The sequence below is a fragment of the Pseudoalteromonas qingdaonensis genome (assembly GCF_038739665.1).
Taxonomy (GTDB): domain Bacteria; phylum Pseudomonadota; class Gammaproteobacteria; order Enterobacterales; family Alteromonadaceae; genus Pseudoalteromonas; species Pseudoalteromonas qingdaonensis.
Genome location: NZ_JBCGCU010000008.1, coordinates 123,564 through 149,023, shown reverse-complemented (window position 1 = coordinate 149,023; position 25,460 = coordinate 123,564). Strand labels below are relative to the sequence as shown.

The 25,460-nt window shown below is 50.3% G+C and carries 22 protein-coding genes and 1 tRNA gene; 12 read left to right on the top strand and 11 right to left on the bottom strand.

Features of this window, described 5'->3' with window-relative positions; translation table 11 throughout:
- Nucleotides 1-327 precede the first annotated feature (327 nt).
- Nucleotides 328-404 (bottom strand) — tRNA-Ile (locus tag WCN91_RS09290).
- Nucleotides 405-1,217: 813 nt separating this feature from the next.
- Here WCN91_RS09290 and WCN91_RS09285 point away from each other — a divergent pair.
- Together WCN91_RS09285 and WCN91_RS09280 are read left to right on the top strand one after the other, a co-directional pair.
- Nucleotides 1,218-3,017 carry a bifunctional diguanylate cyclase/phosphodiesterase gene (locus WCN91_RS09285; protein ID WP_342678385.1) on the top strand — a complete coding sequence of 600 codons (1,800 nt, stop codon included), beginning with the start codon at nucleotides 1,218-1,220 and terminating at the stop codon, nucleotides 3,015-3,017.
- A gap of 115 nt (nucleotides 3,018-3,132) precedes the next feature.
- Nucleotides 3,133-3,915, top strand: coding sequence for a YggN family protein (locus WCN91_RS09280; RefSeq protein WP_425416027.1), 783 nt, complete (start codon nucleotides 3,133-3,135; stop codon nucleotides 3,913-3,915).
- Here the strand turns inward: WCN91_RS09280 and mutM are convergent.
- Both mutM and WCN91_RS09270 read right to left on the bottom strand, forming a co-directional pair.
- Nucleotides 3,912-4,721, bottom strand: coding sequence for a bifunctional DNA-formamidopyrimidine glycosylase/DNA-(apurinic or apyrimidinic site) lyase (mutM, locus tag WCN91_RS09275; RefSeq protein ID WP_342678383.1), 810 nt, complete (start codon nucleotides 4,719-4,721; stop codon nucleotides 3,912-3,914). The genes WCN91_RS09280 and mutM overlap by 4 nt on opposite strands.
- 6 nt (nucleotides 4,722-4,727) lie before the next feature.
- Complete coding sequence (locus WCN91_RS09270; protein ID WP_342678381.1) at nucleotides 4,728-5,216, bottom strand: hypothetical protein; 489 nt, start codon at nucleotides 5,214-5,216, stop codon at nucleotides 4,728-4,730.
- A gap of 128 nt (nucleotides 5,217-5,344) precedes the next feature.
- Here WCN91_RS09270 and WCN91_RS09265 point away from each other — a divergent pair, with 128 nt between their 5' ends.
- Nucleotides 5,345-6,268 carry a manganese-dependent inorganic pyrophosphatase gene (locus tag WCN91_RS09265; RefSeq protein WP_342678378.1) on the top strand — a complete coding sequence of 308 codons (924 nt, stop codon included), beginning with the start codon at nucleotides 5,345-5,347 and terminating at the stop codon, nucleotides 6,266-6,268.
- A gap of 84 nt (nucleotides 6,269-6,352) precedes the next feature.
- On the opposite strand, the gene WCN91_RS09260 is transcribed toward WCN91_RS09265, so the two are convergent.
- The 4 genes from WCN91_RS09260 to WCN91_RS09245 all read right to left on the bottom strand — a co-directional run bounded on the left by WCN91_RS09260 (nucleotide 6,353) and on the right by WCN91_RS09245 (nucleotide 9,949).
- Nucleotides 6,353-6,844: a DUF3299 domain-containing protein gene (locus WCN91_RS09260; protein WP_342678376.1), complete on the bottom strand. Its 492-nt coding sequence runs from the start codon at nucleotides 6,842-6,844 to the stop codon at nucleotides 6,353-6,355.
- A gap of 7 nt (nucleotides 6,845-6,851) precedes the next feature.
- Nucleotides 6,852-8,105 carry an ABC transporter permease gene (locus WCN91_RS09255; RefSeq protein WP_342678374.1) on the bottom strand — a complete coding sequence of 418 codons (1,254 nt, stop codon included), beginning with the start codon at nucleotides 8,103-8,105 and terminating at the stop codon, nucleotides 6,852-6,854.
- Nucleotides 8,092-8,790, bottom strand: a complete 699-nt coding sequence (locus tag WCN91_RS09250) for an ABC transporter ATP-binding protein (RefSeq protein WP_342678372.1) — start codon at nucleotides 8,788-8,790, stop codon at nucleotides 8,092-8,094. Before WCN91_RS09250 ends, WCN91_RS09255 begins: the two co-directional genes overlap by 14 nt.
- Nucleotides 8,791-8,872: 82 nt before the next feature.
- Nucleotides 8,873-9,949: a CDP-glycerol glycerophosphotransferase family protein gene (locus WCN91_RS09245; protein ID WP_342678370.1), complete on the bottom strand. Its 1,077-nt coding sequence runs from the start codon at nucleotides 9,947-9,949 to the stop codon at nucleotides 8,873-8,875.
- Between the two features lie 400 nt (nucleotides 9,950-10,349).
- On the opposite strand from WCN91_RS09245, the gene WCN91_RS09240 reads away from it, so the two are divergent.
- Nucleotides 10,350-11,450, top strand: coding sequence for a phosphoribosylaminoimidazolesuccinocarboxamide synthase (locus tag WCN91_RS09240; RefSeq protein ID WP_342678368.1), 1,101 nt, complete (start codon nucleotides 10,350-10,352; stop codon nucleotides 11,448-11,450).
- Between the two features lie 159 nt (nucleotides 11,451-11,609).
- Nucleotides 11,610-12,437, top strand: coding sequence for a sulfurtransferase (locus WCN91_RS09235; protein WP_342678366.1), 828 nt, complete (start codon nucleotides 11,610-11,612; stop codon nucleotides 12,435-12,437).
- 54 nt (nucleotides 12,438-12,491) lie between these two features.
- On the opposite strand, the gene WCN91_RS09230 is transcribed toward WCN91_RS09235, so the two are convergent.
- Nucleotides 12,492-13,460, bottom strand: coding sequence for a class 1 fructose-bisphosphatase (locus tag WCN91_RS09230; protein ID WP_342678364.1), 969 nt, complete (start codon nucleotides 13,458-13,460; stop codon nucleotides 12,492-12,494).
- A 177-nt stretch (nucleotides 13,461-13,637) separates the two neighbouring features.
- Here WCN91_RS09230 and WCN91_RS09225 point away from each other — a divergent pair, with 177 nt between their 5' ends.
- The 7 genes from WCN91_RS09225 (at nucleotide 13,638) to panP (ending at nucleotide 22,350) form a co-directional block, all read left to right on the top strand.
- Nucleotides 13,638-16,067: a zinc-dependent metalloprotease gene (locus WCN91_RS09225; protein ID WP_342678362.1), complete on the top strand. Its 2,430-nt coding sequence runs from the start codon at nucleotides 13,638-13,640 to the stop codon at nucleotides 16,065-16,067.
- Between the two features lie 94 nt (nucleotides 16,068-16,161).
- A complete protein-coding gene (mpl, locus tag WCN91_RS09220) occupies nucleotides 16,162-17,517 on the top strand; it encodes a UDP-N-acetylmuramate:L-alanyl-gamma-D-glutamyl-meso-diaminopimelate ligase (RefSeq protein ID WP_342678360.1) in 1,356 nt (451 codons plus the stop codon).
- Entirely contained in the window at nucleotides 17,514-18,137 is a 624-nt protein-coding gene (locus WCN91_RS09215) for a flavin prenyltransferase UbiX (RefSeq protein ID WP_342678359.1), read from the top strand. The genes mpl and WCN91_RS09215 overlap by 4 nt, the downstream gene beginning before the upstream one ends.
- Nucleotides 18,138-19,058: an ABC transporter ATP-binding protein gene (locus tag WCN91_RS09210; protein WP_342678357.1), complete on the top strand. Its 921-nt coding sequence runs from the start codon at nucleotides 18,138-18,140 to the stop codon at nucleotides 19,056-19,058.
- 2 nt (nucleotides 19,059-19,060) lie between these two features.
- On the top strand, nucleotides 19,061-19,828 hold the full coding sequence (locus WCN91_RS09205; protein WP_342678355.1) for an ABC transporter permease: 768 nt from the start codon (nucleotides 19,061-19,063) through the stop codon (nucleotides 19,826-19,828).
- Nucleotides 19,828-20,493, top strand: a complete 666-nt coding sequence (gene trmB, locus WCN91_RS09200) for a tRNA (guanine(46)-N(7))-methyltransferase TrmB (protein WP_342678353.1) — start codon at nucleotides 19,828-19,830, stop codon at nucleotides 20,491-20,493. The genes WCN91_RS09205 and trmB overlap by 1 nt, the downstream gene beginning before the upstream one ends.
- Nucleotides 20,494-20,724: 231 nt before the next feature.
- Complete coding sequence (gene panP, locus WCN91_RS09195) at nucleotides 20,725-22,350, top strand: pyridoxal-dependent aspartate 1-decarboxylase PanP (protein ID WP_342678351.1); 1,626 nt, start codon at nucleotides 20,725-20,727, stop codon at nucleotides 22,348-22,350.
- Here the strand turns inward: panP and WCN91_RS09190 are convergent.
- The 3 genes from WCN91_RS09190 to WCN91_RS09180 are packed head-to-tail and all read right to left on the bottom strand — an operon-like array spanning nucleotide 22,345 to nucleotide 25,344.
- Complete coding sequence (locus WCN91_RS09190) at nucleotides 22,345-23,286, bottom strand: alpha/beta fold hydrolase (protein WP_342678349.1); 942 nt, start codon at nucleotides 23,284-23,286, stop codon at nucleotides 22,345-22,347. The two genes, panP and WCN91_RS09190, sit on opposite strands and share 6 nt — an antisense overlap.
- A 6-nt stretch (nucleotides 23,287-23,292) precedes the next feature.
- Nucleotides 23,293-24,660, bottom strand: coding sequence for an ATP-binding protein (locus tag WCN91_RS09185; RefSeq protein WP_342678346.1), 1,368 nt, complete (start codon nucleotides 24,658-24,660; stop codon nucleotides 23,293-23,295).
- A complete protein-coding gene (locus WCN91_RS09180) occupies nucleotides 24,661-25,344 on the bottom strand; it encodes a response regulator (RefSeq protein WP_342678344.1) in 684 nt (227 codons plus the stop codon).
- Between the last annotated feature and the right edge of the window lie 116 nt (nucleotides 25,345-25,460).

The following is a 25,460-nucleotide window of genomic DNA, read 5'->3' as shown; positions in this document are numbered from 1 at the left end:
AAATGAACGTAATAGTATTCTTTCCGAGAAAGCAGTCGAGCTAGCCAAAGACTTTAACCAACACGTATCACCTGAAGCTAAAGTCGATTTATTCATTTCTTACTTCAAAGGTCGCAATGAGGTTTACCCGTTTCGTTGGTAATCCCAAGGTGAGCGAAGTGGTTGAAAAGCCCGCTAAAATGATAAGTGAATTGATATAATTAGATTACTCAAAGGGTTATAAGCTCTAAGGCTTAGTCGGAACAAAAGCTGACTAGGCTTTTGTATGCTAAAGACACAAGAGTGTGGTTAATTCAGGGAATGATTTACAAGGGAAGTAAGAAAAAATGGTGGCCCCACCTGGACTCGAACCAGGGACCTAACGATTATGAGTCGTGCGCTCTAACCAACTGAGCTATAGGGCCATTTTGTGTTTTGCGTGCTCTTTAATTCATCCATGAAGCAGTATCCTGTCGGCGTCCTGCCTCCACCTCATCAAGCTGCGAAGCGATGCTTCGGTCTTGACTCGCCCAACTGAGCTATAGGGCCATTTTGTATCTCTGATGCCTACCTTGTTTTTACAGGATAGGAGATATCCTCCAAGTAAGCGCCGAGCAGTATAAAAACTTTTCCGAGCCTTGTCACTAGCTAGAAGGGGATTATTTAAGTTTGTATAAATCAACTGCTTACTTATTGCTCTACCAGCATTGGATTGCCCTTTCTAGGTAACCCTGTAGGTCAGGCTTTGCCAACATGGATGGTGGTACTAGGGTAATGCAGGAGTAGTTACCTAGCAGTCTGACAATCAATCGAGCCACCAACCCCTCGCAAGGCTAAAGCCTCGCCTACAGATAACCGTAGATATTGTCCTGTAGGTCAGACTCTGTAGGTCAGACTTCAGTCTGACAATCAATCAAACAATCAAACAATCAAACAATCAATCGAGCCACCAACCCCTCGCAAGGCTAAAGCCTCGCCTACAGATAACCGCAGATATTGTCCTGTAGGTCAGACTATGTAGGTCAGACTCTGTAGGTCAGACTTTGCCGCCATGGATGGCGGTACTAGGGTAACGCAGGAGCAGTTACCTAGCAGTCTGACAATCGAGTTGTGCAGGGGGAATTGCAATAAGCTCAAAAATATGAGGAAAAAACCACCCTTTCATAAACTTGTCATAATCCACTGCTAATCTGCGCCACCGTTTGTGCTTTTAGTGTAGTAGGCCGGTGAATACGGACTTGATAGCAGAATTAACCTTGATATTGCGGCAGCGGTCGATCACAACCTTATTCCAGCCTATTTTCGATGTCGCGCGGCAGCAAATAATCGGCTATGAGGCTCTGAGCCGAGGCCCAAAAAACAGTTCCTTGCATGCTCCGGCGGTGTTGTTTCAATGTGCGCAACAGGCGCAGCGACTCTCCGAATTAGAGCTATTATGCCGCGAGACGGCAATTGCCACCTTCGCCAAGTTGGGGCTGCAAGGCAAGCTGTTTTTAAATGTTAGCCCCAATACTCTGCTTGACCCCGCCCATCCCAAGGGGCAAACGCTGCACTTATTGCGTAAATACGGCCTGGGGCCAGAGCAGGTGGTTATTGAACTCACCGAGCAAGATAAAGTCGAGGATGCCAACCTGTTACGCGTAGCGGTGGAGCATTATCGCGAGCTTGGTTTCCATATCGCCATAGATGATTTGGGCGCCGGTTATTCTGGGCTGAAACAATGGTCCGAAATTCGTCCCGAGATAGTCAAAATCGACAGGTATTTTATCGATCATTGTGATTTTAGCCCGGTTAAACGGGAGTTTTTAAAATCCATTATCGACCTAGCCAAGGCCACCAATACTCAATTGATCGCCGAAGGCATAGAACGTATTGAGGAATTCCAACTGCTGACTCGGCTGGGCATAGATAATGTTCAGGGTTACTTTCTAGCTTGTCCTAGCGCTCAACCCGAGCGCCACTACTTGCATCAGCATATGCCCGAGTCGACTTGGAAAGCCGAACCGGTTCGCCGTGAGCAGGAATTGAGTATAGGCTGGCTGGCTTTGGCCAATCAGGAGCTGTGTCAGCATACCCTTTGCCGTGACGCGCAAAAAATATTTGCCGAGGATAAAAGTGTTTTCAGCGTGGTGGTGATCGATGCCGACCGCCGCCCCGTGGGGCTGCTTTATAGAGAGCAGTTATCCGAGCTGTTTGCTACCCCTTATGGGCATGCCCTTTATGATAAACAGCCTATCAGCGCGGTAATGGATTGCTCGCCTCTGGTGGTTGATGAAAATGATACCTTGGATAGTGTTAGTCAGCAGATCACCGATAGTGATATGGATATTCGCCGTCATATCATTGTCACTCGTGTCCAGCACTACTTGGGTGTGGTGCCGTTGCGCCTTATTCTCAAGCACATGACAGAGGAAAAGGTACGCCATGCCCAACATGCTAACCCGCTGACCATGCTGCCCGGCAATATCGCCATCAATGAAGCCATTGAGCAGCGTCTGCATACAAGTAGTACCTTTACCCTGGCGTATTTTGACCTTAACCACTTCAAGCCCTTTAACGATCTCTATGGTTATGCCAGTGGCGATGCGGTGATCAAGCTGGTGGCCGAGCTAATTCGTCGTCATACTCAGGCGGTTCCCTGCTTTGTTGGTCATATCGGCGGTGATGACTTTATGGTTGTTTTTGATGACCCTCAGGCGCAGGCAATATGTGCCGCAGTTATCGCTGATTTTGATCGTCTGATTGAAAGTTATTTTAGTACCGAGCACCTCAAAGCCAAAGGTTACTGGAGCTGTGACAGACAGGGAAGGCGTCAGTTTATACCTTTACTGTCTTTGGCGGTTGGTGTGGTTTCCCCCGATGTAAACTGCTGCCAGAACGCTCATCAGGTCGCCACCTTGGCCGCCGATGCGAAAAAAGAAGCCAAGCGCCAACCGGGCAGTTATGTATTTTGTTGCCAACGCCGTAAACCAGCGGCGCCCTTATATCGCTTGCATCAGCAGGATGTTAAAGCTCATCGTCATAGCTTGAGAAATTAAAACGTTTACCGTCCCGATTAGCTGTTTGCTTATGAGCTGCCGTTTGATAATCTGTGCCGCAGTTGAGTCGAGGGTTGTTATGAAGCTGCGCTTTTTAGGGTTTACAGTTGGGTTAATGATGGCATCCATGGATGTGAGTGCACAGGTGTCAGACGAGCACAGCGCGGCGCGCGGGCATTGTGATGTAGAGCTCACTCACGGCCTGATCATTACCCAGGACACTATTCGTATTGTTGATAATAATCAAACCCGAGTGCAGATTAATCAGGGCAATCAGCTGCTGGTGCGAGGTCAGTGGATTGAACTCGACGCCAAGGAAACGGAGATCCTTGAGCAGTACAATCAAATGATCCGCGATACCGTTCCCGAATTGGTGGAGCTGGCCACCGATGGGGTCAATATCAGTCTCAATGCCATTGAAAATGTAGTAAGCGGCCTTTCCGATAAAGAGCCCGAGGTGCTTAAGGCGCAACTCCAGTATGTGGAGCAGGCGCTGCGCAATAAATTCAAACGAGGCGATGATTTCTTTTATATTGCCCCTCAATCTCTGTCTAAACTAGATGACTTCTTTGCCGAAGAAGTGTCGAAAAAAATTCATACTGCAATCCAGGGCTCGCTCGGAGCCATGCTAATAGCGCTCGGTGACGCCCTCGAATCCCGAGAGGGCAATATTGAGGAGCGCATCAATGATGTGGGTACTCGTATGGAAATTATTACCGCAGAAATCGACAAATCCCTGAAAAAGAAAGCCGAGCAGCTGGCACTGAAATCGGAAGAATATTGTAACTGCTTGAATATGCTTGATAACACAGAGTCCAAGCTGCAAAAGCTGGTCCCTGAATTAGCGGATTTCGACCTGGTAAAAATTAAATCCGACCTACAATACTCCACTCACTAGCGCTGGCAGCGCTTGCAATACACTGTACTGCGTCCACCCAAACGAATTTCCGTCAATTCACTTTGACACTCGACACAAGGCTGGCCCTTACGGCCATATACCAGTAATTGCTGAGCAAAATAACCAGGTTTACCATCACTTTGGGCAAAATCCTTCAGGGTTGTGCCACCTTGCTCAATGGCCGCGGCCAGGGTTTCCTTGATGATGGGCGTGAGCTTTTGATAGCGCGCCAGGCTTACCTTGCCGGCTTCACGCTTGGGGTTAATGCCGGCCTTAAACAGGGATTCGTTAGCATAGATATTGCCCACCCCAACCACCACCTGATTATCCATCAGAAACTGCTTAATGGGCTGTTTTTTATTGCGCGATTTGGTAAATAACCAGTTGGCATCAAAATCATCAGTCAGCGGCTCTGGGCCTAGCTTACTAAAAACCGAGTGCAGGCTATCGAGCTCTTGCCACAAGCAGGCGCCAAAACGGCGGGAGTCGTTCAGCCTTAAGCTCAAGCCATTATCGAACTCAAACACCACATGGTCATGCTTTTTCAGCGGCTCATTAATAGGCACCACACGCAAATGACCGGACATGCCCAAATGCAGGATCACCGCCCCTTCGTCGGTATGCAGCAAGAGGTACTTGGCCCGACGGCTCACGGACTCAATGATTTTCCCACCAAGTTCATAGACTTGCTCACTGACAGGCCAGCGCAACTGGCCCTGGTGAATACTCACTTTGGTGATGGTGCGCCCTTCAACATGGGGCGCTATACCTAAACGGCTAACCTCGACCTCTGGAAGTTCAGGCATACTAAATTACCCTTCTAATTGTAAAAATAGCTGCTGCGCCTGGGCCTGAGTAAGCCTAAGCCAACGCTGTTCATGTTTATTAAAAAGCTGATACTGCTGGGCATCCCGATACAAGACAAAAACCCAGGGGTGCGCCTCTCCGGCGAGGCTTAGGGTCGCTACCAGCAGGGGCTCGCTCTTGCTCGGTGTGCCGGGTTCGGCTTGCATGCTCTGCCAGGCCTGGACGCGGGTGGCCAGCTCGGCTACATCCACCTGAACGGCACCTGCCTCGGGGAGCCCTTGTAAGCGCCAGCCGCTGCCGATGCGCTCAATACGCACACCGGGATATTCCAAGGCGAGAATATAACTTTGCTCGGGCAATAATGGCTGTGGCCCCTCGGGCTCGCTATTACCACCAAGTTTATGATGCAAGCCATTGAATACAAAGATCATTATCAACATGGAAAAAATCAGCAGATTATTCCATGCCTTACGCGATAACTTAATAACCGCCATTGCCGGCCCCTAGTTAAAATCATGACCCTCAGTGTAACCAAAAAGTCGCCCTCAATCAGCCCATTTGCCGCTATCCCAGAGCGGTTAATTATTGTTACAATAGCGGCAAAGTATTTTGGAGAGTAACAATGGCCATGTATGTAGTGGGACACAAGATCCCTGATTCAGATTCTATCTGCGGTGCAATTGCACTGGCGTACCTTAAAAACCAGATCGGTGAAGAAGCTGTTCCGACCCGTTTAGGTGAGGTATCACCGGAAACACAATTTATCCTTGACCGTTTCGGCTTTGAAGCCCCAGAGCTTAAAATGAGCTATGCCGGTGAAGATGTTTATATCGTTGATCACACTGAAAAAACTCAGGCTCCCGATGATATTGACCAGGCTCGCGTAGTAGGTGTGGTAGACCACCATAAACTTGGCGATCTAACCACTTCGACTCCGCTTGAGTGCTGGATCCGCCCGGTAGGTTGTTCAAACACTATTATCAAAATGATGTATGACTTCTACAATGTGGAAATTCCTAAAGGCATCGCTGGCTTGATGATGTGCGCCATCCTGAGCGACACGGTTATCTTCAAATCACCTACCTGCACCACGGCCGATATCAAATGCGTCGAAGCCCTGGCAGAAATCGCAGGTATTGACGACCCGAAAGAGCTGGGCATGGAAATGTTCAAGGTAAAATCTGCCGTTGAAGGCACTCCGGCGCGCGACCTAGTTATGCGTGACTTTAAAGACTTCAACATGAACGGCAACCTGGTTGGCATCGGCCAGCTGGAAGTGATTGACCTGTCTGTATTTGACGATATCAAGGACGACTTGGAAGCGGATATCGCCAAGCTGAAAGAAGAAGGCAACCGTCACAGCGTATTGCTACTGCTAACCGACATCATGAAGGAAGGTTCGCAAATGCTGATCGCCTCTGATGATGAAGGAATAGTAGCCAAAGCCTATGGCGCTGAGATCAGCGACTCGAAAGTATGGTTAGATGGCGTATTAAGTCGTAAGAAACAGGTAGTGCCGCCGCTGCAAGACGCATTCGCAGGCTAACCTTGTTGGTCGGCGCTCTGCGCCGACATCTCAACGAATGTGCATATTTGTCGGGATGGAATCCCGACCTACAACGATGGCGGTTTACAGCTCAAAAGGTGCTACGCCAATGCCTTTGATTTTATAGCCGGTTTTGGCGATATCACCGCTCCAGCTTTCGGCACTCATCACCCCGGTCACGACGATAGCGTCATACAGGCTTTCGATAGGCACGCCATCGGCTATGGTGACATGGACAATTTGATTTGGCGGCGGCGGTGGCACATGAATACAGGCGCCGAAATAGGGCACCAATAGAAATTCAGTGATCACCTCGCTGTCGCCCTCAAGGGGTACCACAAAGCCTGGCAAACTTACTGTTTTACCATTGTATTTTTGCACCACGGGGGCGTCTAAATTCGGTTGCACCCAGTTTTGCTCGGCGCCTTCGTGACTGGCGGCGGAATTACGGGTATCGACGGTCACATGCCCCTCGGGCACTAAATCTTCCCAAAAAATTTCCACCGGTTCGTTGGCGAAAGAGGCCACACTCACACAGGTGAACAGTACGGCTAGAAAACGATTAAATAGACTCATAATAATCCTAGGTCTTAACACTCATCCCATCATGCAGGGAATAAAAATAGGCACGGACGGCTGGGATTAAGCCGACTATCCAGGCTGCCGCCATAATAACGGCGATCAGCATAAGTTCATAGCTTGAGATACCTTGAAGGTCGATATTAATACCGGCCTGAGCCTGTAATTGTGGTTGTGCCAGCGCCAGTAAAAGATAACACAGGGCGACCCCTAAGCTGGTGCCAAGCAGGCTGATCAATAGGGATTCCATACTCATCAAGGAGAATATATGCCAGGGTTTAGCGCCTACCGAGCGCAAAATAGCGAGCTCACGGCGTCGTTGCGACAGATTGGCCAACAAGGTGGTGAGCATGCCCAGCAGGCTGATAACCAGCACCACGATAGAGAATAACAGCAGCAGCTTTTCGACCATGGCCAACATGCTCCACAATTCCCGCAAGGTGACCCCAGGCATAATGGCCATCAGGGGTTCGCCTTTGTAATTATTAATATTGCGGCGCACCTGCAGGGTATAGAGAGGGCTGTCAAAACCCAGTAAAAAGGCGCTGATCTGTTTGGGCTCACCGATCAAATCCACAGCATGAGGCTCGTCATGGTCATGATGATCTTCATGATGTGCCTGTGCACCGTGCAATTGCGCGATGGCAATCAAGGGAACATGCAGGGTTTTATCCACCGGGGTGCCGGTGGCGGCGAGAATACCCACCACAACCAGAGGTTTGTCATCATGGTGATGAAAACTGGTTTTGCCCATGCCATGGGCGACGACAATATTATCACCCAAGCCATAGCCCAAGCGTTTGGCCACTTCGGCGCCAAGCACCACTTCGTTGACCTGCGCAAAAGGAGCGCCGCTGCTAAAGCTAAGGTGCTGCTTTTTACCATATTGAAAGTGGTTAAAATAATCACTGCTGGTGCCAAGCACTGCGTAGCCTTTGTGGGTATCGCCCAAAGACAGTGGCAGCGCCCATTTAATGCCCTTTTTGCTGCTGATATCCTGATAGCTTTGCCAGCTTACGCCATTATTCATATGGCCGATGCGAAATACCGAGGCGAGCAGCAATTGAATATCGCCGGTACGGGCACCGACGATCAAGTCCGTGCCCGACACAGTGGCGGCAAAGCTTTCCTTGGCCTGCATGCGCACTCTTTCTATGGTGAGCAGCAGCATTACGCTAATGGCAATGGTCAGCAGGCTTAACAGCACGCTGGCGCGGCGATTGAGCAGGCTTTTACTGGCTAATTTAAGCAAGATCATCGGCTGCTCCTTGCAATTCATCCAGATGCACCACCTTGGAAAACAGCGGCGCCAGGCTTTGCTCGTGGCTCACAAACACCACGGTGGCGCCGGTTTTATCCGTTTGCGCGAATAACAATTCGATAAAGGCCTGGCGATTGGCTTCATCCAACGCCGAGGTGGGCTCATCGGCAATGATGATTTCCGGGTCGCCAATTACAGCGCGGGCAGCGGCCACCCTCTGTTGCTGACCTATGCTCAGGGTATTGACCGGCTGTTGATGAAACTGTGGTGCTAATCCCAGTTGGGTAAGCAAGGTGTGGGCGACCTCGTTAAGTGACGCTTGATGAGCCAGAGCCCGTTGCTTGCGTAATTTGGAAAAGGCGCAGGGCAAGGTCACGTTTTCAATGGGGCTTAAATAAGGCAGTAAATTAAAGCTTTGGAAGATATAGCCCAGGTGGTCGGCGCGAAACTGATCGCGCTGGGCGCTACTCAAGGTCTCGAGCGCGGTACCGTTGAGGCTTATGTTGCCGCGCTGCGGTGTTTGAATCCCCGCCAGCAAGGACAACAGGGTTGATTTACCGCTGCCGCTGGGGCCGTGTAAAAACAGATGTTCGCCCTTGGCAATATGCAGAGCATCTATGCTCAAGGTGGGTTGGCCGGTATGACCCTGCCAGGAAAACCACAACTTATCTATGTCTATCATTGGCGCCGTTATTTCTTTTTGGTCACTGCACTTAGCTTATCATGAGCGTTTGGGCGAAACAGTGGATTGCGATTAAGCGCCGTTACCAGCGCCAATAGGAGAGCTTTTTACGCATTTTAAACTGGCGTAGCAGATTAAGAGGTTTGCGTTTGAGCTCCTTGCCGCCTGAGTCGATCAGGTCGTTGGTGGCCGCCAGCACCCGGGCACTGGATTGCCCGTCCTGATAGGGGTGCAGTTGTTGGCAAAAGGCCTCGATACTGGCCATAAGCTCGGGTGGATGGCTAAGCGCTTCGGCAATGGCATCAGCTACTTTATCCGCTTCGGTAACATTGAGTAGATGCGGCCCCGGAGCCTGGTTATTAAAGGTCACCACTGGGCGGCGCAATAATAAAAACATCAATAAAATCGAAGATGTGTCACAGAGCATGACGTCAGCAGCTTGCAGCAATGGAATAACGTTGTCGGTCTCAACAAAGGTGAGATTCTCATCCTGCATCGCCTTGTATTGGTCGACTATTTCTGTCGCCATCTTGGGATGGAATTGCACCAAAATACGGTATTTGCCACTGTCGCGCAGTGCCTTAACCGTATTCGCTAGTTTTGGCGCTAATGATAAGTTTCGTGAAAACGTTGAGCAAATAAGTATAGTTTTGCGTGTATCATTTTGAGCAGTATAAGGGTTGCTGTTATCGGGCTTGAATAGCGGATCTAAGGTTGGCCAGCCGGTTTGAGCGACACGAAAGTGCTTATGCTGCGCAGCGAGCTCTTCGAAAGGCTGCCTAGAGCTTGGGCCCTGAGTGCAATACATATCAAAACAACCACGAATATTGTAGTGATCTAATTGTCCTCGGCGGTTTAGTTTACCCGCATCAAAGCCGTGGAATACGGCGACTTTTTTACCGGGAATAAAGTTGGGAATAACATTACCCGGCACAAAGCTGGCATGGGGCTGCCATTTGCGCACTTCCTCTATGCTGTGTAAACGTTGTTCATCCTGGTGCAGGTAGTCGGGGTTAACTTCATTGCCTTCGAGGAACCACCTTACTTCACCGCCATTATTAAGGATCTCTTGCTGCAATGGGCGCAAAATTGCATAGGAGTAATTTTGCGCAATATACATTAAATAACGTTTACCCTGAGTGCTGCTTGCTAAATCCACTGGAAGGCCCTTAATCGATTAAGATGTTCTTTAGTTTACAGCAAGATGAAGAATGATTGACAGGGGGAAGCAAGGAGTTTTGGGAGTGATTGAAAAAGATAGGACAAAAGTCCGCTTATGGCGGCGTTTTTCTTTATCTTCGTGTCCAGCTAGCTTATCATAGCGCGCCTAATACCAATTCTGTTAAGTATGTGATCAGATATAGCGCTGGATAAATGAGATGCTAACAAGGCGGAGTTTTTCTTATGTAGTTATTCTACATAGAAAAACTCCAACACAGTGAGCATGATATTTAGCCCGCTAGAATGATTAGCTATTTAAGAGAATTGGTATAAAGCCTTGGTGCCGTGAGCGCTGCCAAGGCCAAGCATTCGCCTCTCAAGCCCTTGTTGGAGTAGCCATGAGCAATTATAAAGTCTTAGACATTAATGACGATTTACCTATTCGTACCAAAGGACCCGTGCACAGCGGCAAGGTTCGTTCGGTATACTGGTTAACCGAGCAAGACAGTGCGCGCCTAATTGCCGAAAAAGGTTATGCCGTACCAGAGGGCACCGAGCTGGCGATCATGGTGATCTCCGACCGTATTTCTGCATTTGACTGCATCTGGCAGGGTGAAGAAGGTCTAAACGGCGTACCAGGCAAAGGCATTGCACTTAATGCGGTGGCATCTCACTGGTTTAAACAGTTTGATGCCGCGGGTTTGGCGGGTAACCACATTGTTGATATTCCGCATCCCTATGTGTGGATTGTGCGCAAGGCCAAAACCGTTAAGGTCGAAGCCATTGCTCGTCAATATATTACCGGCAGCATGTGGCGCGATTATGCCAAGGGCATTCGCAGCTTCTGTGGTATCGACTTGCCCGAAGGCCTAGAAGCCAATCAGAAGCTGGAAGAAGTGCTGATCACGCCTTCAACCAAGGGCATTATTGAGGGCCTTGATGATGTGCCGGCGGTGGACGATGTAAATATCACCCGCAAGAATATCACCGACCACCTGGACGCCTTTAATTTCAGCAGCGAAGCCGATGTGGCCAAGTATGAGCACCTGCTGACGCAAGGTTTTGAATTGATCAGCGCTGAGCTGGCCAAGCTGGATCAGATCTTTGTTGATACCAAGTTTGAGTTTGGTTATGTGGAAGACATGAACGGCAATGAGCAGCTTATCTACATCGATGAGGTGGGCACGCCGGACTCTTCGCGTATCTGGGATGGCCCGGCTTACCGTGATGGTAAGATCATTGAAAACTCGAAAGAAGGTTTCCGCCAGTTATTGATCAACAATGTGCCGGACAGCGATGTATTACTCAATAAAGACCGTATGGATGAGCGTGAAGCCCTGGCTAAAGAGTACAAGTTACCGGTAGAGGTGATGATGCAGGTATCGCAAACCTATGTGGGGATCGCCAGCAAGATTGTCGGCGAGCAATTGGAAATTCCAGCGGATCCACGCAGTGAAATTATTGCCATTCTCGATAACGAATATCAGTTAATCGACTAATTTTACTTCCCTTTTTTGAAAATACCGCTCACCTAGGTGCAGCGGTATTTTTTTATGTGGGCAAATCTTACCTTGATAGAGAGCATCGCAGTGGTGCGACAGCCGCAGTTCTGCTAACGTCCATTACAGTGAAAAAAGTACAGAATATTAAGGTGGAGTATGAGCCAGCAAATCACTGTGGCGCAGCTTAATGCGCTGCTGCACAGCCCCAAACTAAAAATTTTTGATGCCGGCCTGGTGCTGCCGGGTAAGTCGGGCGAATATGCGCCGGCGGCGGTTATTAAAGGGGCGCAGCGTTTTGATATTAAAAGCGCTCTGGCCGATAACGCCAGCCCCTGGCCTCACACTTTATGCAGCGCCGAGCAATTTGAGCAACAGATGCAAGAAGCTGGAGTGAGTCAGGACTCGGAAGTGGTGGTCTATGACGACCAGGGCTTATTTAGCGCCGCCCGTGCTTGGTGGATGTTTAAGGCCTTTGGTTTCGATAACGTTAAGGTGCTGCGTGGCGGTCTGCCAGCGTGGCGCACTGCCGAGTTGCCGGTGCAACAGGGCTGGCAGACCGCCGAGGAGCAAGGTAATTTTAAAGCCTGCCCACGGGCGGACTTTTTTATTAACACTGAGCAGGTGCAGGCGGCTATTGACGATGCCTCTACCTTGTTGCTTGATGCTAGACCGGCGCAGCGTTTCAGTGGCGAGATGGCCGAACCCAGAGCAGGTATGCGCGCCGGGCATATTCCCAATGCCAAGAGCTTGCCTTATGCGGAGTTAATAATAGATGGCGAGTTACGCCCACAGGAGCAGTTGCAGCAAGCATTGGCGCAACTGCTTGAACAGGGTGTTCAGAGATTGCAGTTTAGCTGTGGCTCGGGCATTACCGCCTGTATTTTAGCGCTGGCCGCGTATGAGTGTGGGCATACTAACTTACAGGTTTATGATGGCTCTTGGAGCGAGTGGGGCGCTCGCCATGAGTTGCCACTGGAAAAATAAGGCACTGATTTAGAATTAAATAAAAAGGGCAGTATCAACTGCCCTTCCTCGGTATTACTTGTGGTAGCTTAAGCAGGCTTCCACTTCTTCTTTTGAGCCCAAGATCACCGCCACACGCTGGTGAATTTGCTCCGGCTCTATATCCATAATGCGCTCATAACCGGTTGAGGCCAGGCCACCGGCTTGCTCGATTAGCATGGCCATAGGGTTGGCTTCATAAAGCAGACGTAATTTATACGGCTTCTCTGGGTTTTTGGTGTCTTGCGGGTAGGTAAATAAACCACCGCGGCTAAGCACACGGTGTACATCGCCGACCATGGCGGCAATCCAACGCATGTTGAAGTTGCGACCGCGGGGTCCTGTTTCACCGGCCAATAGGTCGCTAATATAGTTTTGCATCGCCGGCTGCCAGTGGCGCTGGTTCGATGTATTAATGGCGAATTCCTTGGTTTGCTCCGGCACCTTGGCAAAGTCCTGAGTCAACAAGAAGGTACCTTGGGTTTTATCCAGGGTGAAAATACGTGTGCCCTGGCCTGTGGTTAGCGCCAGCATGGTCGATGGGCCGTAAAGTACATAACCTGCGGCCACTTGCTGGTCACCCTTTTGCAAAAAGATATTAGGATCAGCAGGATCTGAATCCTTTGGCGCGCGCATAATAGAGAAAATGGTGCCAACCAATGAATTGATATCAATGTTTGATGAGCCATCAAGAGGGTCAAATGCGACTATGTATTCTGCGTCTGGGTTACCCGCAACCGTGCCTGGCTCTTCTTCCGAGGCGATGGCCTTAACATAACCGGACTCTAAAAGGATGTCTTTCAATAACTGGTTGGAAAGTACATCCAGTTTCTTTTGCGTTTCGCCCTGGATGTTTTCATCCAGTGTAGAACCTAGCACGCCAGATAGGGCGCCTTGGCCAACACGGAAAGAGATTTCTTTACAGGCCGCTAAAATAGTACGGATAAGTGAAATAAGGTCATGTGAGCAACCATCTTTAAGCAAGACTGGGGGGAGTCGTCGCATCTTAATTGTTCCTAAGTTTTTTGGGGTCTACACGACATTTTAAAGTGAGAGCATGTCGTCTAGATTACGCTGTCTATTTATCGCTTTGTGGTTGTAGATTGTATACATCGGGATATACTCAATGCTGATTAATTCTAAACCCAAGCAACGATACCAATAACAACAAAAGTGAGAATCATGCCAACTACGCAGATAATACGAATAGCACTGTTTCTTTTGTTCTTGCCTATGATAACCCAAGCGCAGGCAGCAATTAAGTCTATCAGCCAATTTACTCAAAATATGAGCAAATATCCTGGCTATTTCACCTTTTATTATGCCAATGACGAGGGCAAGCTCTATCTTGAAGTGGATAAGCTGAAGGCGCCGTTTCTATTGCAGCAAAGTCTGCCCTATGGATTGGGCTCCAACGATATAGGCTTGGACCGTGGCCAACTGGGTAACACCTATTTGGCGCAGTTCGAGCGTATGGGCAATAAGGTGATGTTGCGTGCCTTGAATACGAATTACCGCGCCTCAAGCACTAACAGCGCCGAGCAACAAAGCGTGAATGAGGCTTTTGCCTCGAGTATTTTGTACGGTTTTGAAGTGCAGGCGAGCACGGATTCCCGAGTGCTGCTGGATTACACTCCTTACTTATTAACCGATGTGCACGGCGTTAGTCGCACCCTGGCGGCGCGTAAGCAAGGTAACTTTAGTGTCGACACCAGCCGCAGTGCGGTGTTTATGCCGCGCAGCAAGTCATTTGTGAAAAATACCGAGCTGGAAGCTGTGATCACCTTTACCGGCACTAAACCTGGTGAGTATGTGAAACAGGTGAGCGCCGACCCTTATGCCATCAGCGTGAATATGCATCACTCATTCGTTGCCTTGCCGGACGATAAATACCAGCCACGAGCCTTCCACCCGCAGTCCGGATACTGGAGCATAGAGCACAAGGATTATTCGGCGCCCTTGGGCGAGAGCATGCTGGTGCGCTATATCCCACGCCATCGTCTGGCCAAAAAACACCCCAATCAGGCCGTTAGCGAGCCGGTGAAGCCCATTATTTACTACCTGGATCCGGGCGTGCCAGAGCCGGTGCGCAGCGCTTTACTCGATGGTGGCAAATGGTGGAATGATGCGTTTGAAAAAGCCGGTTATAAAAATGCCTTTCAGGTAAAAATGCTGCCCGAGAATGCCGATCCCATGGATGTGCGCTTTAACGTGATTCAGTGGGTGCATCGTGCTACTCGCGGCTGGTCTTACGGCGGTTCGGTAATAGACCCGCGCACCGGTGAAATTATTAAAGGTCATGTCACCCTAGGTTCGCTGCGTGTGCGTCAGGATATTCTGATTGCCGAAGCCCTGGCTGCTCCTTACAAAAAGGGTGATGAAGTCACCGCCGAGTTGCAGGCCATGGCGCTAGATAGAATTCGTCAGCTTAGTGCCCATGAAATTGGCCATACCCTGGGCATTGCTCATAACTTTGCCGCTTCGCCTAAAGCCCGTGCTTCGGTGATGGATTACCCGCACCCCTTGGTCAGTCTGGACGAGCAGGGGGCGCTGGATATATCAAAAGCCTATGCCAAGGGCATGGGGGTGTGGGATGAGCAAGTGATCAAATATGGTTATGGCGACTTTAGCCGCCAAAACGAGGCTCAAGCCCTGGCTAAGATCCTTGCCGAGAATAAAGCTCTTGGCCTGGAGTTTATCTCCGATAGAGACGCCCGTGCGCAGGGCGGCGCCCATCCCAATGGTCATTTGTGGGATAACGGCGATAATCCAAGTAAAGAGCTGGAGCGCGTGATGGCGGTACGAGCCAAAGCCCTGGCCCGTTTTGGCGTTGATAATATCAAAGCCGGCACCTCCTTATCTCAGCTTGAAGAAGTGCTGGTGCCCTTGTATCTATTCCACCGTTATCAGGTGGAAGCCGCAGTCAAGCTGATCGCCGGTGTGGATTACAGCTACGAAGTACGCGGCAAAGAGCAGGTGCAGGGCGCGCAAGTGGTTGATGCCGAGGTGCAACGTCAGGCTTTGGCCTCGCTGCTGCTTACCTTGGATGCTAAAGAGCTGGTGGTGCCGGAATCAATTCTGGCCTTGATCCCGCCTAAAGCCTATGGCGAATACAGCACCCGTGAAAGTATAGTGGGCCGTACCGGTCTGACTCTGGATGCCATGGCTCTGCCTGAAGTGGCGGCAAACCATAGCTTGAGCCTGCTGTTACACCCGGAGCGTGTTAATCGTTTGGCGCAACAGGGTGCCCGCTCCGAGCAGGCCTATAATCTGGATACCTTGCTTGATACTCTGGTGAAGCGGGTATTCGACAATAACTATGGCAATGCCATGGAGGCAAAAGTGCAGCACCGTATTCAATGGTTGACGGCGCAGCACTTTGCCAATCTGGTTGCCAGCGATAAGGTGGCACCTGAGGTGCAGGCACAGTTTAAGTTTTACCTGCAGCGTGTGGCTGAGGACTACAGACAAAACAAGCTGCTAGGTAGCGTTAGCTCAGGGGAGAGCGCCTTTAAACAGCATCTGGCCGATGCCATTAATCATTTCCTTGAAACCGGTCAGTGGCAACCAGGCTTTAAGCCATTGCCTTTACCACCAGGCTCGCCTATTTAGGGAGACCCTAGGTAGATTGGTCAGGCTAAATTTGGCATCATATAAGGCCGCTTAGAGCTATGCTCTGGGCGGCTTTTATTATTAGGAAGTCATTATGCACATACATATTCTCGGCATCTGCGGTACCTTTATGGGCGGTATTGCGGCAATTGCCAAGGCCTTAGGCCACCATGTGACCGGCTCGGATCAAAACGTTTACCCGCCGATGAGCACTCAGCTTGAAGAGTTAGGCATTGAATTGGTGCAGGGTTATGATCCCGCCCAGCTAGAGCCGGCCCCCGACGTAGTGGTTATTGGTAATGCCATGAGTCGCGGCAATCCTTGTGTTGAATATGTATTGGAAAAAGGCCTGCGTTATACCTCGGGCCCCGAATGGCTAAAAGAGCATATCCTGCGTGATAGCTGGGTGTTAGCGGTCGCCGGTACCCATGGTAAAACCACCACCGCCAGTATGCTGGCCTGGGTGTTGGAATACGCCGGACTCAAGCCGGGCTTTTTAATTGGCGGTGTAGTGCAGAATTTTGGTATCTCGGCGCGCGTGGGTGAAACCCCGTTTTTTGTTATCGAAGCCGATGAATATGACACGGCATTTTTCGACAAGCGCAGCAAGTTTGTCCATTACCTGCCAAGAACGCTGATCCTGAATAATCTGGAATTTGACCACGCGGATATTTTTGCCGACCTAGGTGCCATTCAAACTCAGTTCCACCACCTGCTGCGAACCCTGCCAGGCACCGGCAAGGCGATTTACCCCAGCGACGATCAGGCTTTGGTTGAGGTGATCAACAAGGGTTTTTGGAGTGAGCAAGAAGTCTTAGGTGCTGAGCAATGGGATTATCAGCTACTTAAGGCCGATGGCAGTGAATTCACCGTATTGTTTGCCGGTGAGCCGCAAGGCGTGGTGCGTTGGCAGGCAATTGGCGAGCACAATGTTAAGAATGCCCTGATGACCATAGCCGCCGCTCGCCATGTGGGTATTCCTGTGGCAAGCAGTATAGCCGCGCTGGCAGAATTTATCTCGCCTAAGCGCCGTATGGAGCACAAGGGCGAGGTGGCTGGCGTCAACGTTTATGACGACTTTGCTCATCATCCCACGGCTATTGCTACCACCTTGGCGGGTCTGCGTGCCAAGGTTGGCGATGAACGTATTATTGCGGTGCTAGAGCCGCGCTCAAACACCATGAAGATGGGTGTGCATCAGGACACCCTGCTGGACTCCTTGGCAGGCGCCGATGAAGTCTTTTTATTCGAGCCCCCCGAGCTGAGCTGGTCGCTGCAAGAGCGCGCCGAGCACTCCGGAGCCCGTTGTTTAGCGGATATAGATGCCTTGGTGGCAGAGATAGTGGCCGCGGCCGCAACGGGGAGCCATATATTGATTATGAGTAACGGTGGCTTTGGCGGTATTCATCAAAAGCTGCTCCATGTCTTAGCACAAAAGGAAACATCATGAGCACATTTAAAGAGCCCATTACCCTGGCCTTTAGCGGCGCCTCCGGTGCTCCCTACGGTTTGCGTTTATTAGAGGTGTTGATAGAGCAAGGCCACCAGGTCTTTGTGTTAATTTCCAGCGCCGCCCGGGTAGTGTTTGATACCGAATCCGGCATTAAGTTGTCCGGCCATGAGGATAAGGCCACTGAGCAACTCAGTGCCTTGGTCAATGCTGCCGATGGCCAACTTAAGGTCTTTGGTAAGGATAACTGGTTCAGCCCGGTCGCATCAGGCTCAGCCGCGCCGAAAAAAATGGTGGTCTGTCCCTGCAGTGCCGGTACAGTATCGGCCATTGCCACTGGCGCCTCGGACAACCTGATGGAGCGCGCCGCCGATGTAGTGATCAAAGAGCGTGGCCAATTGATTTTGGTGCCCAGAGAAACGCCTTTTAGTGAAATCCATCTGGAAAATATGCTAAAACTGGCGCGTATGGGCGTCACCATAATGCCGGCGGCGCCGGGCTTTTATCATCAACCTGAGTCGATAGCCGATCTGGTCGACTTTTTGGTGGGTCGTATTCTCGATCATCTGGGCATAGAGCAGAGACTTACCTCACGTTGGGGTTATGGAGAACAAAAATAAATGACCATTGCATTAAATATTCAAGGGTTAAAAAAGACCTATAAAAACGGCGTTGAAGCCGTCAAAGGCATAGATTTACAAGTACAGCAGGGGGATTTCTTTGCCCTGTTAGGCCCCAATGGCGCGGGCAAGTCCACCACCATAGGGGTGATCTCATCTTTGGTGAACAAAACTGCGGGTAAGGTTGAAGTGTTCGGCCATGATATAGATACCGACCTGGAAGCGGCTAAATCCCAGCTGGGCTTGGTGCCGCAGGAGTTTAACTTTAGCCAGTTTGAAACCCTGCAGCAGATTTTAGTCAACCAGGCTGGTTATTATGGTGTGCCTCGCGCCGAGGCCCATAAGCGTGCCGACAAGTACCTGGCACAGCTTGGTTTGTTAGATAAAAAAGACAAGGCCGCCCGTACGCTCTCCGGTGGTATGAAACGCCGCTTGATGATAGCTCGCGCCCTGATGCACGAGCCCAAGCTGTTAATCCTTGATGAGCCAACCGCAGGTGTTGATATCGAACTGCGCCGCTCCATGTGGGATTTCTTACGTGAAATTAATCAGCAAGGGGTGACCATTATTCTGACCACCCACTATTTGGAAGAAGCCGAGCTGCTGTGTAAAAACATCGCCATTATCGACCATGGCACCATAGTTGAGCACACCACCATCAAGGCGCTGCTGGCTAAGCTGGATAAAGAAACCTTTGTGCTTGATTTAAAACAGCCGGTGCAACCCGTGAGCCTGGAGGGCTACCAATTTGCCCTGACCGACGACCACACTCTGGAGGTGGAAGTCGCCAAGTCGCAGGGCCTTAATGGTGTATTTAGCGCCTTAAGTGAGCAGGGCAATACTGTGCTAAGCATGCGTAACAAGGCTAACCGTTTAGAAGAGTTGTTCGTCGGCTTGTTAAATCAAGGGCGAGGGGAGTGAAGATGTTGAAGTATGGCGTTGCGCTAAAAAGTATTTGGATCAAAGAATGTATTCGCTTTTTGCGAATTTGGGTGCAAACCTTGGTGCCCCCGGCGATCACCATGACCCTGTATTTCGTGATTTTCGGTAGCCTGATCGGCTCGCGTATCGGCGAAATGGGTGGCTTTAGCTATATGGAATTTATCGTTCCGGGTTTGATCATGATGTCGGTGATCACCAACTCTTATTCCAATGTGGCTTCAAGTTTCTATTCCACCAAGTTCCAAAAGAGCATTGAAGAGCTGCTGGTGGCACCGGTGCCCAATTACATTATTGTGCTGGGTTATATGGGCGGTGGCATGGCCCGTGGCATGCTGGTGGGCTTAATCGTGACCCTGGTATCACTGTTTTTTGTGGATATTCAAATTCATAATATCTTTGTGATTGTCGCCACGGTTATTTTAACTTCGGCGGTGTTTGCCCTCGGCGGTTTAATCAATGCCGTGTATGCCAACAGCTTCGACGATATCAGCATTATCCCGACCTTTGTGCTAACGCCACTGACTTACCTGGGCGGCGTGTTTTATTCCATCACGCTATTGCCTGATTTTTGGCAAGGGGTATCGCAAATTAACCCCATCATCTACATGGTTAATGCTTTCCGCTTTGGCTTTTTGGGTGTGTCCGATGTAAATATCTGGCTCTCATTCGCCGTCTTGCTAGCGTTTATTACTGTGTTATTTACCTTAGCATTAACATTAATTCGTAAGGGTGTGGGGTTACGTCACTGATGAGCGAAGCAAATTCAAGAGCCATAGTCTCTAACCAGCCAAGCCTGCATGAAAAACTTGATGAAGTGGTGAACAAGCACCTGAATGCGGAGTTTAAAAAGCCCATCGCCGCGCATACCCAAGCAGCCTTTGATGAGGTTAATGCCAGGGTGCAGGCCTTTAATGGCCCTATCATTCTTGATTCCTGTTGTGGCGTCGGCGAGAGTACAGCTAACTTGGCTAAGCTGCACCCAGACGCGCTGGTGATAGGCATAGATAAGTCGGCGCACCGTTTAGATAAGCATGATGTGCAGTATCGCCAGGATGAAGATGCCCAGTATATGCTGGTACAGGCGGATCTGAATGATTTTTGGCGCTTGGCCGTGCAGGCCAACTGGCAGCCAACGCACCATTATTTGCTCTATCCAAACCCTTGGCCCAAGGCCAAGCATTTACAGCGCCGCTGGCATGGCGCCGCGATATTCCCAAGCATAGTGCAGCTTGGCGGCAAGCTTGAACTGCGCAGCAACTGGGATATTTATGTGCGTGAGTTTGCCCGTGCTCTGCAATTGGCGGGACACCCAACTCAAGTTAGTGAATATGCCAGTGATACAGCCATTACCCCATTTGAGCGTAAGTATTGGGCCAGTGGCCAGCAAAGCTATCGTTTAGTGGTTGATCTGTAAGCGCATCTAGTTGGGCACAAGAGCTGGCTTTAACTTGTGCCCATCATCGCAACTTATGTTGGGAATGTCGTAAAAAATTCATGCAAGATTCTTAAATTTGACCAAAGCTGCAAGACTTTTTTAGGTGATTGCTATAAAGTGAGCGCAAGTAAATTGAACCGCTTGTAGCGATCCATTATCGCCTTATCGACTTACAAAGTCGCAACCCAAGCCAACCCAATTAGGTATGTCATGAGTGATAAGCGTTTTGCCGTAGCATCAGAGCACAGCTTGATGCGCGTCTTTACGGTGCCAGAGGCTCCGGACTCAACGCTCAGCAAAATAGAAGCCGAGATCTCCAGTAACCTGGCCGGTTTCCTGAATGAGAACATCGCTGCGGTGGAAAAACCGCTGCATGAAATTGAGCGCGATTTTGAATCGGCGCAGATCCCCGAAGAGCCTATGTTTGTCAGCGCCCATGCGCAAGACATCATGGATAAGCTGGTGGCACATTCGGTGCACACCGCAGCTCCAAGTTTTATCGGCCATATGACCTCGGCCCTGCCGCACTTTGTGTTGCCACTGTCTAAGCTGATGGTGGGCTTAAACCAGAACCTGGTAAAAATTGAGACTTCTAAAGCCTTTACGCCTTTGGAGCGCCAGGTGATCGGCATGCTCCATCATATGGCTTATGACCGTAAGCAGGGTTTTTATGATAAATGGATGCACAGTGCCAAGACATCCCTGGGCGCTTTTTGCTCCGGCGGCACAGTGGCCAATATTACGGCGCTGTGGATAGCCCGTAACCGCTTACTTAAACCCGAAGGTGATTTTAAAGGCATAGGCGCTCAAGGCCTGATTGCGGCTATGTTCCACTATGGCTACAAGGGCCTAGCTGTGCTGGTATCGGAGCGCGGTCACTATTCACTGGGTAAGTCGGCAGACTTGCTTGGCATAGGTCGCGACCACTTTATTTCCATTCCTACCGATAAAGACAATAAGGTGGATGTTGAGGCCATGCGTAAAGAAGCGCAGGCGCTGCAGGCGCAAGGTATTAAGGTGATGGCCATTGTCGGTGTAGCCGGGACCACGGAAACCGGAAATATCGACCCTCTTAACGAGATGGCGGATTTAGCGGCGGAAATCGACTGCCATTTCCATGTCGATGCAGCCTGGGGCGGCGCGACCTTGTTGTCGCAAAATGCCCGTCACTTGTTGGCCGGTATCGAACGTGCCGACTCCATCACCATAGATGCCCATAAACAAATGTATGTGCCCATGGGCGCCGGTATCGTGCTGTTTAAAGATCCCACGGCTACCGATGCCATTGAGCATCACGCCGAATATATCCTGCGTAAGGGCTCGAAAGACTTAGGCAGCCATACCCTGGAAGGCAGCCGTCCGGGCATGGCCATGCTGGTGCATGCCTGCTTGCGTATTATTGGCCGTAAAGGCTATGAAATGCTGATCGACAAGAGCTTGGACAAGGCTCGTTACTTTGCTGATTTAATTAAGGCGGAACCGGACTTTGAACTTATCTCCGAGCCGGAGCTGTGTTTGCTGACCTATCGCTATGTGCCCGAGGCCATTAAGGCACGCTTAAAAACCGCCGATGAGCAAACCAAGCTGGATATTTACGCAGCCCTCAACCGCTTATCCGCCAGTATGCAGAAGCGCCAGCGTGAAGCCGGACGTTCATTTGTGTCGCGAACTCGATTAACGCCGCCAGAATATGACTATCAGCCGACCGTGGTGTTCCGTGTGGTCTTGGCTAACCCTCTTACCTCGAAAGAGATACTGCAAAATATCCTGGCGGAGCAGCGGGAGCTGGCCTTGTCCGACCCCATGTATAAGAAATACCTGGCGAAATACCTATAATTGTTCGCAGAAGTTGAGTAAATCGCGCAGCAGGGCTTTACGTATAGAGTCCTGCTCGCATAAAAGCTCATGCCGGGCGCCAGCGTAGGTTTTTAACGCTGCCTGCTGCTGGGCATGGACAAAGTTCTGATAGGGCGAGGTGTCCACTACGCTATCTTGCTGCGCTGCCGCTATAAACAAGGGCACAGGGCATAGGCTCTTTCTTAGTTTTGCTATGGCCTTAAAGGCCGCATTCAGCCATTTATAGGTCACACCACCTAGTTGTAATTCCGGACTTTGCTGATACAAGGCACGAAAACGCCGATAACGCTCCTCACTGTGGGTGAGCTCATTGTCGCTAAAGGGCACTGCCTTGTAGGGGCCGTGTCCGGGCACATAGCCTTCACCCTTAGTAAAGGTGCACACCGAGCTGGCCCACAACTTGGCCAGCCAGGGTGCCGTGGATCCCGTATTTATCTGCAACATGGGGGCACTTAAAAAGAGCCCGGCAAACTGCTCAGGGTGAGTGCAGGCATAGTCCAGGGCAATTGCGCCGCCCATGGAGTGACCGAGCAGGACCTTCTTGCCTGGCCACTGGCGGTTCACAACCTGAGTAATAAACTCATGCAGATCCGATTTATAGTCCTCGAAATCACCGACATAGCCTTTTTGCGCATCCCCAAGGTGGCGGTATGAGCGCCCCTGGCCCTGATGGTCCACTATAAACACGGCGATATTGTTACGCGCCAGCTCCCACAGCAATTCCTGATATTTTTGCGCCGCTTCGATGCGCCCCGAACTGATCACCAGGGCATAATCGGCGCGATAGGGCAGATGATAGGCATAAAACAGCTTACCATGCTTGGTTTCCAAAAAGCCTGAGGTCATATCCTGATGCCAAAAATGGGCAATGGCATCATCATTTTTATGGAGCAGGGCTTCGTTGGAATAAAACATTCAGTATTAAGTCGTAGGTAATTTTATTGTGGCTACTAAACCACCTTGAGGATGATTTTGCAATACCAGCTCCCCCTGATGGGCGGCGATGGCCTTGGCGGCAATGGCCAAACCTAACCCAGTGCCGCCGCTGTGGCGGGTGCGGGCTGTATCGACGCGATAGAAGGGCTCGGTAATATGAGCCAGCTCTTGCTCGGCAACGCCCGGGCCGTCATCGCGAATACTCAGTTGCCATTGTTGCTGCTCATGCTTGAGCGTCACTTCGATATGGCTATTGGCATATTTAATGGCGTTACGCAGCAGGTTTTCACAGGCGCTGGCTAAGAGCATGGCATCGACCTGCAGCAGCGGCTGCTCAGGCAGGGGTGGTAAGCTGATGGTCTTATCCTGTGATTTGGCCTCAAATTCGGCATCGGTAAAAACAGGGGCAAACAGTTGCGCCGGAGAAATAGCCTGGGTTTGCAGGCTCTGCTGGCGGTTTTCCAGGCGTGATAGCGTCAGTATGCGCTCTATCATTAAATCTAATAATTGCGCTTCTTTTTCAATGCGTTGTAACTGCACCAAGGTGTCTTTATCGGCCTTGTCCTGAGCTATGGCGCAGGCCAGTGATAAGCGCGTGAGCGGTGAGCGCAGCTCATGGGAAATATCCCCAAGCAGGGTCCTTTGGGTATTGACCAGGGTTTCTAGGCGCTGTGCCATGGCGTTGAATTCACGGGCGAGAATGCCTACTTCATCACTGCGCTGTGCGGCTTGAATCACTCGGCTATCAAGCTGACCCTCGGCAATGGCTCGGGCACTAGCGCGCAGGGAATTAAGCGGGCCTATCAGGGTGCGGGTAAAGAGAAAACTCAATAATAAGGAGGCACCTACGGCAACCGCTACCTTAAGCCAGTGGGGCAGGAGTTTGAGACGCACAAACCAGGGCAGGGTACGACCTGGACGCAGCTCGTAGAGCTGATACTGGCCATCTGGCAAATTGATCAGCAAGGGTCCTAGGGCGTGGAAATGCTCGTTAAAAATCATCTGTGGTGTTATATCCTGGCGAAAATTCAGCAGGCTTAAATCCACCTCATCGGCAGCGTTAAAGTTGCTGTAGGCCAGATCTTTTTCCGGTGAATACAGATACAGCTTGCGCTTTTTTATGCGCTCCTGATTGATCACCGCTTCTGCGCTATGCTGATGCTTTTGTGCCGAGCGCTCCAGAGCATGACCCAAGCGTTTAAAATAATGTTCATCGCCACCATGCAAGGGTTCATAAGTGAGATCGCTGAAGCTGACCGAGCTTAGTGCTGCCATAAGTATTATGGTGGCCGCGAAGGTGAGCCAAAACCATAGGAAAATTTTTACATAGAGCTTGTTTAGAGGTTTGAACACTTAGGCGTCTCCGATCAGTACATAGCCGGCCCCGCGCACGGTGCGAATGCGCTCATTTTCTATATGTTCGGCTATTTTTTTGCGCAGGTTACTAACATGCATATCTATGGAGCGATCATAGGGCGCCAAACGACGACCTAATACCTGCTCGCTGATTTGCTCCTTGCTTACCACCGCGCCGGGTTCTTGCAGCAACAAGTGTAAGATTGCAAATTCGGTACCTGTCAGGTTCAGGGTTTGCCCTTGGGCGCTGGCGCTGCGGCTTTGCATGCAGATATTCAGGTTGGCAAATTCCAGCTCTTGGCGCGGCTGGCTGTTGTTTATATGTTCTATACGTCGGGTGATCGCCTTGATACGAGCTATTAACTCGCGATGATTAAAAGGTTTGGGAATATAGTCGTCGGCACCAAGCTCAAGGCCGAAGATGCGATCAAAATCATCACCCTTGGCGGTTAGCATGATCACCGGCACCAAGGAAGTGGCGCGCAGTTGCTTAAGCACTTCAAAGCCGTCGAGCTTAGGCAGCATAACATCAAGGAGGATCAGGTCATGTCTATTTTCCTGAGCCAGTGCTAGACCTTGCTCGCCATCATGGGCACATTCCACTTCAAAGCCTTGGGAGTGGATATATTCACTGAGCATGGAGGCCAGTTCAATGTCGTCGTCTATTAATAAAACCTTCATTGCTTATCTCAAAAACACGGGAACTAAGTTTATCTTAACTGATAGCGAGTTTTCAGTGCGACACATTTACACAACCTTTACGTGCTCCTGACACTGCTTTGCGTTGCACTTGCTAA

Excerpts from the sequence above, each read along its gene's own strand:
- WCN91_RS09280 (WP_425416027.1), top strand. The coding sequence starts at position 3,133 with ATGATGGCATCCATGGATGTGAGTGCACAGGTGTCAGACGAGCACAGC.
- mutM (WP_342678383.1), bottom strand. The coding sequence starts at position 4,721 with ATGCCTGAACTTCCAGAGGTCGAGGTTAGCCGTTTAGGTATAGCGCCC.
- WCN91_RS09270 (WP_342678381.1), bottom strand. The coding sequence starts at position 5,216 with ATGGCGGTTATTAAGTTATCGCGTAAGGCATGGAATAATCTGCTGATT.
- WCN91_RS09265 (WP_342678378.1), top strand. The coding sequence starts at position 5,345 with ATGGCCATGTATGTAGTGGGACACAAGATCCCTGATTCAGATTCTATC.
- WCN91_RS09260 (WP_342678376.1), bottom strand. The coding sequence starts at position 6,844 with ATGAGTCTATTTAATCGTTTTCTAGCCGTACTGTTCACCTGTGTGAGT.
- WCN91_RS09255 (WP_342678374.1), bottom strand. The coding sequence starts at position 8,105 with ATGATCTTGCTTAAATTAGCCAGTAAAAGCCTGCTCAATCGCCGCGCC.
- WCN91_RS09250 (WP_342678372.1), bottom strand. The coding sequence starts at position 8,790 with ATGATAGACATAGATAAGTTGTGGTTTTCCTGGCAGGGTCATACCGGC.
- WCN91_RS09240 (WP_342678368.1), top strand. The coding sequence starts at position 10,350 with ATGAGCAATTATAAAGTCTTAGACATTAATGACGATTTACCTATTCGT.
- WCN91_RS09235 (WP_342678366.1), top strand. The coding sequence starts at position 11,610 with ATGAGCCAGCAAATCACTGTGGCGCAGCTTAATGCGCTGCTGCACAGC.
- WCN91_RS09230 (WP_342678364.1), bottom strand. The coding sequence starts at position 13,460 with ATGCGACGACTCCCCCCAGTCTTGCTTAAAGATGGTTGCTCACATGAC.
- WCN91_RS09225 (WP_342678362.1), top strand. The coding sequence starts at position 13,638 with ATGCCAACTACGCAGATAATACGAATAGCACTGTTTCTTTTGTTCTTG.
- mpl (WP_342678360.1), top strand. The coding sequence starts at position 16,162 with ATGCACATACATATTCTCGGCATCTGCGGTACCTTTATGGGCGGTATT.
- WCN91_RS09215 (WP_342678359.1), top strand. The coding sequence starts at position 17,514 with ATGAGCACATTTAAAGAGCCCATTACCCTGGCCTTTAGCGGCGCCTCC.
- WCN91_RS09210 (WP_342678357.1), top strand. The coding sequence starts at position 18,138 with ATGACCATTGCATTAAATATTCAAGGGTTAAAAAAGACCTATAAAAAC.
- WCN91_RS09205 (WP_342678355.1), top strand. The coding sequence starts at position 19,061 with ATGTTGAAGTATGGCGTTGCGCTAAAAAGTATTTGGATCAAAGAATGT.
- trmB (WP_342678353.1), top strand. The coding sequence starts at position 19,828 with ATGAGCGAAGCAAATTCAAGAGCCATAGTCTCTAACCAGCCAAGCCTG.
- panP (WP_342678351.1), top strand. The coding sequence starts at position 20,725 with ATGAGTGATAAGCGTTTTGCCGTAGCATCAGAGCACAGCTTGATGCGC.
- WCN91_RS09190 (WP_342678349.1), bottom strand. The coding sequence starts at position 23,286 with ATGTTTTATTCCAACGAAGCCCTGCTCCATAAAAATGATGATGCCATT.
- WCN91_RS09180 (WP_342678344.1), bottom strand. The coding sequence starts at position 25,344 with ATGAAGGTTTTATTAATAGACGACGACATTGAACTGGCCTCCATGCTC.